Source organism: Streptomyces montanus (genome assembly GCF_005786655.1).
Taxonomy (GTDB): domain Bacteria; phylum Actinomycetota; class Actinomycetes; order Streptomycetales; family Streptomycetaceae; genus Streptomyces; species Streptomyces sporangiiformans.
Window position 1 is genome coordinate 107,094 of sequence record NZ_VBZC01000016.1, and the last position, 13,432, is coordinate 120,525.

The window sequence follows — 13,432 nt, forward strand, 5'->3', positions numbered from 1 at the left end:
GACGAGCTGAAGTCCGCGATTCCGGACTACGCGAAGGATCTGCGACTGAACCTTGGTTCGGTGATCGGCGACAGTGGGCTGCCGCCGCAGCGGTTGTGGGGGACGGTGCTGGCCTGTGCGATCGCTTCGCGGTCGCCGCGTGTGCTGCGGGAGTTGGAGGAGGAGGCGAACGCGAGGCTCTCTCCCGAGGCCTACACGGCGGCCAAGTCCGTCGCCGCGCTCATGACGCTGAACAACGTCTTCCACCGGACGAGGCATCTGCTCTCCGATCCGGAGTACGGGACGCTGCGGGCCGGTCTTCGCATGAACGTGATCGGCAATCCGGGGGTCGACAGGACGGACTTCGAACTGTGGTCCCTCGCCGTGTCCGCCATCAACGCGTGCGGTCAGTGTCTCGACTCCCACGAGCGGGTGCTCCGCAGGGCGGGGGTCGATCGGGAGACCATCCAGGAGGCCTTCAAGATCGCCGCGGTGCTCCTGGCCGTCGGGGTCACACTGGACGCCGAGGCGATCCTCGCGGAGTAGCCTCCGGGGGCTGGGCCGTTTTCCTCGCCCCCGCCGCCCCTACCCGTCCCATCCTTCTGGGGCTCCGCCCCAGACCCCGCTCCTCAAACGCCGGAGGGGCTGAAATCTTCAGCCCGTCCGGCGTTTGAGGACGAGGCCGCAAGGCCGATACGGGGGTCTGGGGGCGGAGCCCCCAGGTACGGGATGGGACGGGTAGGGGCGGCGGGGGCGAATCACATCGGTGGTATCCCCCGGGCGCTCTACTCCGGCAGCGGCGCGTCCGATGGCGGAGGCGTGGGGTCCGTCGGAGCAGGAGTCGAAGCCAGAGCCGGAGCAGGAGCCGGAGTCGCATCCGGGGCCGGCGGTGTTGCCGGCGTCGGCGGCTGCGCCCGGGGGTGCGCCGCCTCGCCGGAGTACGCCCGCAGGTACCCGACCACCGTGTTCGTCACAGCGACCAGCGGAACCGCCACCACCGCCCCGCCGATCCCCGCGACCATGCCACCCGCCGCGACAGAGAGCACCACCGCGAGCGGGTGCACCCGAACGGCGCGGCCCAGGATGAAGGGCTGGAGGATATGGCCCTCGATCTGCTGGACCGCGAGCACGACGGCCAGGGTCATGACCCCGGTGAAGACGCCCTGCGTGACGAGTGCGACCACCACCGCCAACGCCCCCGACACCACCGCACCCACCAGCGGGATGAAGGAGAACAGGAAGATGAAGACCGCGAGCGGGACGGCCATCGGGACGTCGAGGAAGAAGATGCCGAGGCCGATGAAGATGGCGTCGATCAACGCCACGATCACCGTCCCGCGAACGTAGGCGGTCAGCGTCTGCCACGCCCGCGGCCCCGCGCCCGCGACACCGGGACGGGCGGCGGCCGGGACGAGCTTGAGCGTCCACTGCCAGATGCGCTTGCCGTCGTACAGCAGGAACAGCGTCGAGAACATCGTCAGGAGGATGCCGGTCAGCGCCTCGACGACGACCGTCACACCCTCCAGGCCCGCGGAGGTGATCTCGTCGGTGTTCGCCCCGATCGCCTCGCGCAGGTTCTGGGCGATGTCGTTGATCTGATCCTCGGTCACATGGAACGGACTGTTCAGCAGCCAGCGGCGCAGCTCGTCGATGCCGTCCTGGATCTGGTCGGAGAGGTTGTCGATGTTCTCCAGAACCTGCCAGGTGACGAACCACCCCATGAGACCGATGACGACGAAGCCGAGAATGGCGGTGAGGGCGGTGGCGAGCCCGTGCGGCACCCCGTACCGCCGCAGTCGCGACACCGTGGGCTGGAGCAGCGCGGTGATGAGCAGCGCGGCGGCGAAGGCGAAGACGACGAGCTGTACGGCGCTGATGACCCGCATCAACACCCAGAGGGTGCCCGCCAGTACGAGCAGCCGCCAGCTTGCCTCGGCGGCGACGCGTACACCCCAGGGCACGGCCGCTGCGGGATCGGGGCGGGCGGCGACGGCGGGGGCGTAGGCGGGAGGCGGCGGCACCGGGTCCGGCGCGGGCGCCTCGTCGTCCGCCTGTTCGTCCTTCTCCGCCGCGACGCGGCGCTCCTCCCAGCGCTCCCCTATCTGAGTCAGTCCGGCGCCGAGCCGGCCCAGCCACCCTGGCACTTGCGACATGATCCGTCCTTTTCCCCCGTTGCTCCTCACCACTCCCCCCGGAGTCCTCGCGTCCGACCGTACATGGCCGAAGCCCCTCACCGAAGGACGGTGAGGGGCTTCGCAAGGTTGAGCGGCGGTCGGCTCAGTACCAGTTGTTCGCCTGCCAGAAGGACCAGGCCTCGCAGGGGCTGCCGTAGCGGCTGTCCATGTAGCCCAGGCCCCACTTGATCTGGGTGGCCGGGTTGGTCTGCCAGTCGGCGCCGGCGGAGGACATCTTGGAGCCCGGCAGCGCCTGGACCAGGCCGTACGCGTCGGAGCCGGGGTTGTCGGCCTGGTAGTTCCAGCTCGACTCATGGTCCACGATGTTGCTGAAGCACTGGAACTGGTCCGCGGGGACGATCTGCCGCGCCATTGCCTGGACTTCCGCAACGGTGTACGACTTCTGGGGCGCGAAGCTGGACGGATCACGCGTCGCGGAACGGCTGGCGGCCTCCTGGGCCTCCTTGCGCTCCTTCGCCTCCTGCTCGGCCTTCTCGGCAGCCTTCTGCTTGGCGACCGCGTCCTCGGCGGCCTTCTTGCGCGCGGCCTCCTCGGCGTCCTTCTTGGCGGTCGTGTCCGCGGCAATGGCCTGAGAGTCGGCCTGCTGTGTCAGGGACGCGGTCTGCACCTGGGCCTGCTGGCCCGCGGGGATGTCCGCGAGGAGCGTCGAGTCACCCGAAAGCGCCTCGGCGTCGTCCGACGAGGTCTGCGCGGTGGTACCCGAGGCAACACCGACGACACAGCCGACAGTGGTGACCGCGGTGGCCGAGGCCACTGCGAATCCCCGGACCGAAATCCGGCTCACACGGTTTCCTTCCAGCATCGTCCGCTTCGGTGACCCTGGCGGACGCAATCGTGCCCCTCACACTGGCCTCCCAACTGCGGGGTCACGGGAGGCACTGACCCGGTGGGCAACCCCCATGACGGGAGCGCCGCATGGTGCTCGGGCGGCATACGACGACTTTATGGAGTTGGTTCTGGTTCTGCTGTTGTGCCGTACCGCTGGGGGTACCGGTGTGTCGTATGCGGGGCCTGACAGGAGTGAGACTCTGCCGTAACCGGGTACCGGGAGGCAATTCTGTGTTGAGTGTGAAAGCTCACACCTTGTTTGCCTCAGGAGTTTCTCGGAAACGAGCACACGCCAAGACGCCGCCCGGCTAGGCTCTTCGCCTTTGCCGGACGGCGCCAACTACCGCGTAACCGCTATGACTTGGCCAGAAGCGGTCGAACGGGGTCAGATATGCCCGTCCTCCAGCATTTCCGTCACAAGGGCGGCAATCTGGGACCTCTCAGATCGCGTCAGGGTGACATGCGCAAAGAGCGGATGACCCTTCAGCTTTTCCACGACGGCGACCACACCGTCATATCGGCCGACCCTGAGATTGTCCCGCTGGGCAACGTCATGGGTCAGAACGACCCGTGAATTCGCGCCGATTCGGGACAGAACGGTCAACAGAACGTTCCGTTCCAGGGATTGCGCCTCGTCCACGATCACGAACGCGTCGTGGAGGGAGCGGCCGCGGATGTGCGTGAGCGGCAGGACCTCCAGCATGCCCCGCGCGGTGACCTCCTCGATGACCTCGCGGCTGGTGACCGCGGACAGCGTGTCGAAGACCGCCTGCGCCCACGGGCTCATCTTCTCGGCCTCGGAGCCGGGCAGATAGCCGAGCTCCTGCCCGCCCACCGCGTACAGCGGGCGGAAGACCATCACCTTCTGGTGCTGGCGGCGTTCGAGCACGGCCTCCAGACCCGCGCACAGCGCCAGCGCCGACTTTCCGGTGCCGGCCCGGCCGCCCATCGACACGATCCCGACGTCCGGGTCGAGCAGCAGGTCGAGGGCGATGCGCTGCTCCGCGCTGCGCCCCTTGATGCCGAAGGCCTCCCGGTCGCCCCGTACGAGACGGACGTTGCCCTCGGGCGTCACGCGCCCCAGGGCCTTGCCGCGCTCGGACTGGATCGTCAGGCCGGTGTGCACCGGGAGCTCGGACACCTCCGGGGCATAGAGCCTCTCCTCCTCGAAGAGAAGGTCCACCTGTTCGGCGGAAAGCGTCAGCTCGGACATTCCGGTCCAGCCGGAGGAGTCCGTGATGGCCAGCTCCGCGCGGTACTCCTCGGCGAGGAGACCGACGGAGGACGCCTTGATCCGCAGCGGCAGGTCCTTCGACACGACCGTGACGTCGAACCCCTCGGCCTGGAGATTGCGGGCGACCGCGAGGATGCGGGAGTCGTTGTCCCCCAGTCGATAGCCGGAAGGCAGGACGCTGGGGTCCGAGTGATTGAGCTCGACACGGATCGTCCCGCCGAGATCCCCGATGGGGATGGGGGCATCGAGGCGGCCGTACTTCACCCGGTAGTCGTCGAGCAGGCGCAGGGCCTGCCGGGCGAAGTAGCCGAGTTCGGGATGGTGCCGCTTGGCCTCCAGTTCCGTGACCACGACGACGGGGAGCACTACCTCGTGCTCGTCGAAGCGGTTCATGGCGTGCGGGTCGGCCAGCAGGACGCTGGTGTCGAGAACGTAAGTGCGCCGGTCTGGCTTGTGGCGCTTTGTGCTGGTCACCACGGAAGGACGTACCCCCTCGGATGAGGTCGGGGAGCGACGGAGGAGATCTGGGCCGGTCGATGGCGCCGATGCACGGGCCGAGGACCGGCCCTCCGCTTCGTCCGTACTGACCGCACGGTCGCGCTGGTGCAAAGGGCCTCCCGGGCGGACGGCCCCGTGCCGTCCGCTGAGATACGACACCCGTGGTTCGGGTGTCGACCTGGAAGGCTTATGCCCTCGAACACGCGCCGCCATGCCCGGTCACACGACGACGTGTTCGTTAACACACGATGAAGTACGTCCCTGCTGGCCTGCCTGGTCAGCCGCCGTAACGCCGGTGTCGTGCCGCGTAGTCGCGCAGCGCGCGCAGGAAGTCGACCTTCCGGAAGGCCGGCCAGAAGACCTCACAGAAGTAGTACTCGGAGTGGGCCGTCTGCCAGAGCATGAATCCGGAGAGCCGCTGTTCGCCGCTGGTGCGGATCACCAGGTCGGGGTCGGGCTGGTCACTCGTGTAGAGGTGCTTTCCGATCATGTCGATGTCGACGTTCTCGGCGAGTTCCTCCATTGAGGTGCCCTTGTCGGCATGGTCGAGGAGCATCGAACGCACGGCGTGGGCGATCTCCTGGCGGCCGCCGTAGCCGATGGCGACGTTGACGAGTATCCCGTCGACGTGCGCGGTGGACTCCTCGGCCTCCTTCAGCGCCGTCTGCATCTGGGAGGGCAGGAGGTCCGGCGTGCCGACGTGGTGGACGCGCCAGCGGCCGTCGGCGGCGAGGGTGCGGACGACGCCTTCGATGATGCCGAGCAGGGGGACCAGCTCTTCCTGGGGGCGGTCGAAGTTGTCCGTCGACAGCAACCAGAGGGTGACGACCTCGACGTCGGTCTCGGAGCACCAGCCGAGAAACTCCTCGATCTTGTCGGCTCCGGCGCGGTGCCCCTGGGCGGCTGTGCTCCCGGCCGCCTTCGCCCAGCGCCGGTTGCCGTCCATGATGACCCCGATGTGCTTGGGCACCTGGTCGTGGTCAAGGTGGCCTTCCACCCTGCGTGCATAGAACCTGACCAGCAAGCGGCGCAGGTTGTCGCGCAGGTTCACGAATATGTCAGCCCCTCCGTACAGATGGCGGTCCCCCGAGGGCGACACCCTACCGCTGTGGGTGCCTCTCTTCCCCTTGGGGGGCAAGGCCTTTCCCGTCGTGTGCGGTGGGCTCGCGCGCCTCAGTCGCCGGTTCGGCTCGCGGGCGGCGGTTCATCCGGGGCGCGTGTGGTGGCTGCGCGCGGCGGGCGCGTGTGGGCGCGTGGTGGCTGCGCACAGTGGGCACGTGTGGGCGGGTGTGGGACGCGCGGAGCGCAAAAGAAAACGGGCCGGTCCGTGGGGGGGAGACGGACCGGCCCGAGGGGGGGTTTCCACCATAACCCTTCGTAAGGGCTACCGCGCGCATCGGCGTGCCACAACTACTCTGCGCAATCGTCCGGCAACGCGTGGGTGGCCGCGGAACCGTTCATTCAGGCGTGATCATGGCCGGTTCGCATGGGATTCCAGGGGAAACTGGAGGAATTCAAAGGGATTCAGGGGTTTCTGACCGCTTGTGAGGCCCTTGGCGACATCTCCCCTCGACTCCTCCACATGGGTGAAGCGGGCTGCGAACGCCCGCTTGACGCCCTCGCTAACTTCGCGGACATGGCCACGTTCACCGCACCCCGGACAGCGGAACCGGTCCCGCTGGAGCTCGCCGAGTCGGGCCGGGCGCGGCGGCGGGGGCTGCTCGGGCGCGACGGAATCGAGGGGGCGCTGCTGCTGACGCCGGCGAGCGCGGTGCACACCGTGGGCATGCGGTTCGCGGTCGACGTGGCCTACCTGGACCGTAAGTTCCGGGTCATGGCGGTGCGGACGATGCGTCCTGGGCGGGTCGGGCTGCCTCGGTTCCGGGCCCGGCACGTCCTGGAGGCGGAGGCCGGGGCGATGGAGCGGTGGGGCCTGCGGCGCGGAGTGCGGGTCACCGTACGGGACCTCTGACGCGCTCCCGGCACCCGGCGACAGGGCGGGAACAGCCCCCGGAGAAAGGCACCGCGCAGCCCCCTCCACTGCGCGGTACCGACCGCGCTGTTTTGCTCACGCGAATTACCTTGGTCCGAACTTTACGTGAGGCGGAGGGGGCGGACGAGCCGTATGGGGTAACAATGTGAAAACCGTGTGATGGTTTCCGGGCACCATTCGGCCGACCGACTGCACCCGAACGGCCTCGCAACGGGCGGGCGGGGGCCCACATTTCGGCCGAGCCCTCGACCGAGCCCTCGTCCAAGCCCCTCGGAGCTCAGCCGGACTGCGCGACGGCCGCCGGCTCCTCGCACTCGGTTGGGTGTTTCCGGGCAACGATTTCCCGCATGTGACGATCGCCCCATTCGCCCAGCGGCAGCAGCGCCCTGTTGAGCGCCTCACCCAGATCGGTCAGCGAGTACTCGACCCGGGGCGGCACCTCCCGGTACACCTCGCGATGCACGATCCCGTCCGCCTCCAGCTCGCGCAGATGCTGGATCAGCACCTTCTCACTGACCCCCGAGACATGCCGGCGCAGCTCCCCGAAGCGCAGTGTCCCGTCGTCGTGCAGCGCCCAAAGGATCATCGGCTTCCACTTGCCGCCCACGACGTCCACGGCGGCGTCGAGACCGCAGACGTAGGGGCCCTTGCCCTTCGCCATCGCCTTCCCCTCCCAACAGTCGGGCAGCGGACAGGATCCGACCTCTTTCGGGTCTACCGTCGCCGCCATGACATCGAGGATCACATGGGACGAGGCGAGCGCGCGGCGCTACGAGCGACAACTGCTGGGTACGCCCGCGCCGTCCGGCACATCCGTCGCCGAGGTCGTCGGCGCGATGCTCGCCGCGCACGCGCAGGTCCTGTCGGCGGCCGAGCACTCGATCGGCCTGCGGCTCGACGGTGCGACCCGGCAGGACGTACGCGCGGCACTGTGGGAGGACCGCGGTGTGGTGAAGACGTATGGCCCGCGCGGCACGATCCACCTCCTCGCCGCAGCCGAACTCCCCTTCTGGAGCGCCGCGTTGACCGCGATCCCGGCCGCTCCGAGCCCGCACCCGCCGGATGTGCGGATGACGCCCGAGCAGGAGGACGAGGTGGTCGCCGCGATCGGCGACGCCCTGGACGGCGAGCAACTGACCCTGGACGAGCTGACGGAGGCGGTCGTGACCCGCACCGGCCCCTGGGCCGGCGACCTCGTCATGGAGGCGTTCCAGGGCAAGTGGCCGCGCTGGCGCCAGGTGATGCACCGGGCGGGCCAGACCGGCGCCCTGTGCTTCGCCCCCGACCGCGGCCGCAAGGCCACGTACACCCGCCCGCCGCGCTTCGAGCCACTGCCCGCGGACGAGGCCCTCGCCGCGCTCGTAGGCCACTATCTGCGCGCGTACGGCCCCGCGACGCCGCAGCACTTCGCCAAGTGGGCCGCCGCGCCCCGGGGCTGGGCCGCCGACCTCTTCGCCGCCCTGGCCTCCGCCGGCGGGATCGAGGAGGTCGACTTCGAGGGGACGCCCGCGTGGGTGGCGGCGGGCGACACCGGCTTCCCCTCGGAGGCCGTACGCGGGGTGCGGCTGCTCCCGTACTTCGACGCGTACGCCATCGCCGCGCAGCCTCGCGAGCGCATGTTCCCCGGGGCTGCCCATGAGCGGGCCACGGCGCGCGGCCAAGCGGGGAACTACCCCGTGCTGCTCGTCGACGGCGTGGTCGCGGGGGTCTGGCACCAGCGGCGGCAGGGGAAGCGGACGACGGTGACGGTGGAGCCGCTGGGGCGGCTCACCGGCGTGCAGCGGCGGGAGTTGGCGGAGCAGGTGGACCGGGTGGGCGAAGTCCTGGAAGCCACACCTCAGTTGGTGGTGGGGAAGGTGACGGTGGGCGGACACGCGTAGGCGTTCGGCGGGTGCGTCAGGAGTCCAGCCAGGCGCGCTCCCGCAGCAGGCGCAGGCCGTTGAGGCCCACCAGGATCGTGGAGCCCTCGTGGCCGGCGACGCCGAGGGGCAGCGGGAGGTGACCGGCCAGGTCCCAGATCACCAGCCCGGTGATGAACACCCCCGCGATGCACAGGTTCTGGACGACCAGGCGGCGGGCACGGCGCGAGAGGGCGACGGCCTTGGGCACGGCCGTGAGGTCGTCGTGGACGAGCACCGCGTCCGCCGTCTCCAGCGCGAGGTCCGAGCCCCTGCGGCCCATCGCGATGCCGGTGTGCGCGGCGGCCAGTGCGGGGGCGTCGTTCACCCCGTCGCCGATGAAGAGGACATGGCCGTTCAACCGCCCCACGGCCGCCGCCTTTTCGTGCGGGAGCAGGCCTGCCCGTACGCCGTCGGAGGGGATGCCGGTCTGCTCGGCCACGGCGTGGGCGGCGCGGTGGTTGTCGCCGGTGAGGAGGGTCGGCGGGGCCGTGGTGAGGCGGTTCAGGGCGGCTACGGCTGTGGGGGCGCCCGAGCGGAGCCGGTCGGCGAGGAGCAGCCAGCCGGCGCGCACGCCGTCGACCCGTACGACGACCGCGGTGCCGTCGCTGTCGGGCGCGGTGCCGTCGCTGTCGGGCACGGAGGCTCCGTCGGCGGCGGCTCCGTCGGGTGTGTCGGACGCGCCGGGCGCGCCGGGCGCCTGCTCGCCGAGGTGTTCGGGTGAGCCGACCATCACCTCGCGCCCGCCCACGGTGGCGGTCACGCCGCGGCCCGGTTCGGCCCGGAAGTCGTACGCCTCCTCACGCGCCAGGTCCCGGGCGGCCGCCACGATCGCGCGGGCGATCGGGTGCTCGCTGCGGTGCTCGGCTGAGGCGGCGAGGGCGAGCAACTCGTTCTCGGAGAAGGCCGGTTCCGGGATCACCTTGATCAGATGCGGCGTGCCTTCCGTCAGGGTTCCGGTCTTGTCGTACGCGATCGTGTCCGCCTGCCCGAGGCGTTCCATCACGGCGGCGGACTTGATGAGCACGCCGTGGCGGCCCGCGTTGGCGATGGCGGAGAGGAGGGGAGGCATCGTGGCCAGGACCACCGCGCACGGCGAGGCGACGATCATGAAGGTCATGGCGCGCAGGAGGGCGTCGGTGAGGTGTGCGCCGAAGGCGAGCGGGACGGCGAAGACGAGGACGGTCGCGGCCACCATGCCGAGCGCGTAGCGGTGTTCGATCCGCTCGACGAAGAGCTGGGTCGGGGCCTTGGTGCGGGACGCCTCCTCGACGAGCGCGACGACGCGGGCGATGACCGAGTCGGAGGGGTCGCGCTCGACCCGGACGCGGAGAGCGCCGGTGCCGTTCAGGGTGCCGGCGAAGACCTCGTCGCCCGCCGCCTTCGGTACCGGGAGGGGTTCGCCGGTGATGGTCGCCTGGTCGATCTCGCTCGCGCCGTCGAGGACGCGGCCGTCGGCGCCGACGCGTTCGCCTGGGCGGACCACCACGATGTCGCCGATGGCGAGTTCAGCGGCGGCGACTGTCTCCTCCGTACCGCTCTCGGGGCGAAGGCGCGTGGCCGTTGGGGGCGCCAGGTCGAGGAGGCCGCGGACGCTGTCCTCGGTGCGGGCGGTGGCCAGGGCCTCCACGGCGCCCGAGGTGGCGAAGATGACGATGAGCAGCGCGCCGTCCATGACCTGGCCGATCGCGGCGGCGCCGAGCGCCGCGACGATCATCAGCAGGTCGACGTCGAGGGTCTTCTCACGCAGCGCCCTGAGCCCTTCGAGGGCCGGTTCCCAGCCACCCGTGACGTACGCGGCCGCATACAACGGCCCCCACAACCAGGCGCTCCCGCCGAGCAGTTGGAGCGGCAGCGCGAGCAGGAAGGCGGCTGTCGCGGCGGTGGCCCAGCGGGCTTCGGGGAGGGCGAGGAGGCGGGTGCGGGCCGCGCCGGCTCGGGTGGGGGTGAGGACGGACATGCCGCTCACCATACAGGAACACATGAAGACGTCTTCATGTGTACGGCTGCTTTGCTGAGCTGCTGAGCCGATCGACGATCAGACGGCGTCGATACGATGACCTCATGGGCCATGGAGTCGATGAGCAGAGCAGCACCCGCGAACGTCTGGACGCCGTCGGCGCCGCGGACGTCGCCGCCACGCTCCAGGCCCTTGCCACGCCCTCACGCCTGCGCATCCTCGCCCGCCTCCGCGAAGGGCCGTGCGCGGTCGGCGAACTGGCGGAGGCGGCGGGCCTGGAGCAGTCGGCCTGCTCCCATCAGCTCCGGCTGCTGCGGAACCTCGGGCTCGTCACGGGTGAGCGGCGCGGGCGGTCGATCGTGTACGCGCTGTACGACCACCATGTGGCGGAGCTGCTGGAGCAGGCGCTGCACCATGTGGAGCATCTGCGATTGGGATTGCGGGACGACACCTGATGGTCGGGGCGCGTCTTCGTGACCGCCGACCGCCGACGGTCGACCGTCGCCCGTCAGGTCTGCGGTTTGCGGGCCTCGATGAGGTGGCGGGTGCTGTGGGCCACGAACGGGCCCTCCGTCTCGATCCGTTCGTGCAGGGTGCGGAGTCGCTCCCGGTACTGGTCGACGGTGAAGCCGGGGACCATCCACACCACCTTCCGCAGGAAGTGCACGACCGCGCCGATGTCGTAGAACTCCATCCGCAGCCGCTCCGCCCGCAGGTCGACGATCTCCAGCCCGGCGGCCTCGGCCTCGGCGCGCTCGCGGTCGGGGTGACGGGCGCCGCCGTCGTCGGGCTCCGACTGCGGGCCGAGGAAGTACTCGACGACCTCGTACGCGCTGCGGGGGCCCACGTGCTGGGCGAAGTACGTGCCGCCGGGGCTGAGCACCCGAGTGATCTCGGTCCAGTCCGCCCGCACCGGATGCCGGCTCACCACCAGGTCGAACGCCTCGTCGGCGAACGGCAGCGGGGCGTCCTCCGGCGACGCGACGACGACCGCGCCGCGCGGGCGGAGCAGGGCGGTGGCCTTGGCGACGTTCGGGGGCCAGCCTTCGGTGGCGACGGTGAGAGGCGGCAACCTGTCGGCCGAGTTGAGGACTTCACCACCGCCGGTCTGGATGTCGAGCGCGGCTTCGGCCTTCGCCAGGCGCTCCCCCATCGCCCGCGCGTATCCCCATGAGGGCCGCGCCTCGGTGGCACGGCCCTCGAACCACGAGAAGTCCCACCCTTCGGTGGGGGCTGCTTCGGCTTCGGCGACGAGGTCTTCGAAGGGGGTGTGTGGCCGGCTCATGGGGGTGATGGTGGCAGCCGGTCTCTCGGGCGCGCGACTGATTTCCTGCGACCGTCACAGGGGCGCCGTGAGGACGAGCAGGGTGTGTTCGTCCGCGCCGTGGCGGACCGTGCCGACCGGACGGAACCCGTGCCGTTCCAGGAGGCGGATCGAGGCCGTGTTCTCGATGAAGGGGTCGGCCAGGAGGGGGCGGTTCCGCTCGCACCGCAGGAAGAGGGCCAGGGCCTTGGTGCCGACGCCGCGGCCCCAGTAGGGGCGGCCGAGCCAGTAGCCGACGAAGCGGTGCCGCTGTTCGTCGTGCTGGTCCCACCAGGCCACGATGTGGCCGGCCGGGGCGTCGTCCACGGTGACCGTCTGCACGAAGACGGTGTCGTCGGCGAGGATCTGGGTGGCCCAGTGCGTCATGAAGGCGTCACGTGGCCGGGGTATGAACCTCGATCTCCGGACGGCCTCGGTGTCGTGCTCCTGCTCGAAGAACACGGCCAGGTCGGTTTCCTGTACGTCCCTCAGTCGCACGTCCAGTCGGGTGTCCGGTCGCATGGCTGGTCGCACGTCCGGTCGCATGTCGTCGCTCATGCCGAGGGAGTCTGGCACCGGCCACTGACACTCGGCGTGAGCGACGGTCCGCGGCCGACGTCATGGGACGAGGGGGCGTACCTCCTCGGCCACGAAGCGGACGAAGCCCTCGGGGTCCGGTTCATCGGCCGTGGGCTGAAGGATCACGGTGTCGGCTCCGGCGTCCGCGAGGCGTTGAACGGCCCTGGCGACCGTGTCCGCGCTTCCGGCGACTCCGAGGTCCGGGACCGACGCCAGGCCTTCTGTCTCCAGCTCGGCGCGGAGGCGGGCGGCGGCGTCCGGGCCGGTGGCGGTGAGGAGGTAGACGACCACCTTGTGGGGGCCGGTACGAGCGGCCGACTTCTGCCCCTCGTCAATGAGTTGCCGTGCCTTCCGTACGCCCTCCGGAGGGGTACCGGCGGTGAGGAGCGTGCCGTCGGCGGCCTCGCCGGAGAGGCGGAGGGATCGGGGGCCGGTGACGCCGGCGAGGACCTCGGGGGCGGTGGGCGGCGGCCAGTCGAGAGCGACGTCGGCCAGCTTCACGTACCGGCCCTCGGTGGTGACGCGCTCGCCGCGCAGCAACGCCCGTAGCGCGTCGAGATACTCACGCAACAGCGTGACCGGCGACTCGGCCCGCGCGCCGACCTGCCCCATCCAGTCCTGCACTCCGTGCCCGACGGTCAGCGTGAAGCGCCCGGGGAACAGACGGTCAAGGGTGGCGGTCTCCATGGCGGTGACGGCGACGTTCCGCAGGGGCACGGGCAGCAGCCCGACACCGACCCGCAGCCGCTCCGTCCAGGCCAGGGCGGCGGCCGCGACGGAGATGCCCCCTTCCAGGAAACAGTCCTCCCACAGCCAGAGTTCCTCCAGGCCTGAGTCTTCCGCGACCCGGGCCATGGACCGTACGCGTTCAGGGGGCAGTTGAGGCCGGTACACAACACCGAGAGCAGTCATCCGCACTTCCTACCCAGGGCCGGTCCGGCACACAACACATTTACCGGCTCTCA

13 protein-coding genes are annotated in these 13,432 nt (G+C 70.3%); 4 read left to right on the top strand and 9 right to left on the bottom strand.

Features of this window, described 5'->3' with window-relative positions; all coding sequences use genetic code 11:
* Positions 1 to 525 (top strand): alkyl hydroperoxide reductase (locus FE633_RS16760; RefSeq protein WP_138046011.1); only part of this gene is annotated, 525 nt, incomplete at its 5' end.
* 239 nt (positions 526 to 764) lie between these two features.
* Here the strand turns inward: FE633_RS16760 and FE633_RS16770 are convergent.
* The 4 genes from FE633_RS16770 to FE633_RS16785 form a co-directional block, all read right to left on the bottom strand.
* On the bottom strand, positions 765 to 2,132 hold the full coding sequence (locus FE633_RS16770) for an AI-2E family transporter (protein ID WP_138045958.1): 1,368 nt from the start codon (positions 2,130 to 2,132) through the stop codon (positions 765 to 767).
* Between the two features lie 124 nt (positions 2,133 to 2,256).
* The gene (locus FE633_RS16775; RefSeq protein ID WP_138045959.1) at positions 2,257 to 2,958 is read right to left on the bottom strand and encodes an aggregation-promoting factor C-terminal-like domain-containing protein; all 702 of its coding nucleotides are present in this window, start codon (positions 2,956 to 2,958) and stop codon (positions 2,257 to 2,259) included.
* A gap of 429 nt (positions 2,959 to 3,387) precedes the next feature.
* A complete protein-coding gene (gene phoH2 / locus FE633_RS16780) occupies positions 3,388 to 4,713 on the bottom strand; it encodes an RNA 5'-3' helicase PhoH2 (RefSeq protein WP_138045960.1) in 1,326 nt (441 codons plus the stop codon).
* A 298-nt stretch (positions 4,714 to 5,011) separates the two neighbouring features.
* A complete protein-coding gene (locus tag FE633_RS16785; RefSeq protein ID WP_119102721.1) occupies positions 5,012 to 5,785 on the bottom strand; it encodes an isoprenyl transferase in 774 nt (257 codons plus the stop codon).
* Between the two features lie 585 nt (positions 5,786 to 6,370).
* Between FE633_RS16785 and FE633_RS16790 the strand changes: the two genes are divergently transcribed.
* Positions 6,371 to 6,706: a DUF192 domain-containing protein gene (locus FE633_RS16790; protein ID WP_138045961.1), complete on the top strand. Its 336-nt coding sequence runs from the start codon at positions 6,371 to 6,373 to the stop codon at positions 6,704 to 6,706.
* 298 nt (positions 6,707 to 7,004) lie between these two features.
* On the opposite strand, the gene FE633_RS16795 is transcribed toward FE633_RS16790, so the two are convergent.
* A complete protein-coding gene (locus tag FE633_RS16795; RefSeq protein ID WP_138046012.1) occupies positions 7,005 to 7,388 on the bottom strand; it encodes a winged helix-turn-helix transcriptional regulator in 384 nt (127 codons plus the stop codon).
* Between the two features lie 67 nt (positions 7,389 to 7,455).
* Between FE633_RS16795 and FE633_RS16800 the strand changes: the two genes are divergently transcribed.
* Entirely contained in the window at positions 7,456 to 8,607 is a 1,152-nt protein-coding gene (locus FE633_RS16800) for a winged helix DNA-binding domain-containing protein (protein WP_138045962.1), read from the top strand.
* Between the two features lie 16 nt (positions 8,608 to 8,623).
* On the opposite strand, the gene FE633_RS16805 is transcribed toward FE633_RS16800, so the two are convergent.
* A complete protein-coding gene (locus FE633_RS16805) occupies positions 8,624 to 10,585 on the bottom strand; it encodes a heavy metal translocating P-type ATPase (RefSeq protein WP_246113661.1) in 1,962 nt (653 codons plus the stop codon).
* Positions 10,586 to 10,689: 104 nt separating this feature from the next.
* Between FE633_RS16805 and FE633_RS16810 the strand changes: the two genes are divergently transcribed.
* Positions 10,690 to 11,040, top strand: coding sequence for an ArsR/SmtB family transcription factor (locus FE633_RS16810; protein ID WP_119102716.1), 351 nt, complete (start codon positions 10,690 to 10,692; stop codon positions 11,038 to 11,040).
* Positions 11,041 to 11,093: 53 nt separating this feature from the next.
* Here FE633_RS16810 and FE633_RS16815 read toward each other — a convergent pair whose 3' ends face one another.
* Genes FE633_RS16815 through FE633_RS16825 form a run of 3 tightly spaced genes read right to left on the bottom strand, consistent with a single transcriptional unit; the run spans position 11,094 to position 13,379 of the window.
* Positions 11,094 to 11,870, bottom strand: coding sequence for a class I SAM-dependent methyltransferase (locus FE633_RS16815; protein ID WP_138045964.1), 777 nt, complete (start codon positions 11,868 to 11,870; stop codon positions 11,094 to 11,096).
* Positions 11,871 to 11,924: 54 nt separating this feature from the next.
* Entirely contained in the window at positions 11,925 to 12,446 is a 522-nt protein-coding gene (locus tag FE633_RS16820) for a GNAT family N-acetyltransferase (RefSeq protein WP_138045965.1), read from the bottom strand.
* A gap of 60 nt (positions 12,447 to 12,506) precedes the next feature.
* Positions 12,507 to 13,379: an LLM class flavin-dependent oxidoreductase gene (locus FE633_RS16825; RefSeq protein ID WP_138045966.1), complete on the bottom strand. Its 873-nt coding sequence runs from the start codon at positions 13,377 to 13,379 to the stop codon at positions 12,507 to 12,509.
* Between the last annotated feature and the right edge of the window lie 53 nt (positions 13,380 to 13,432).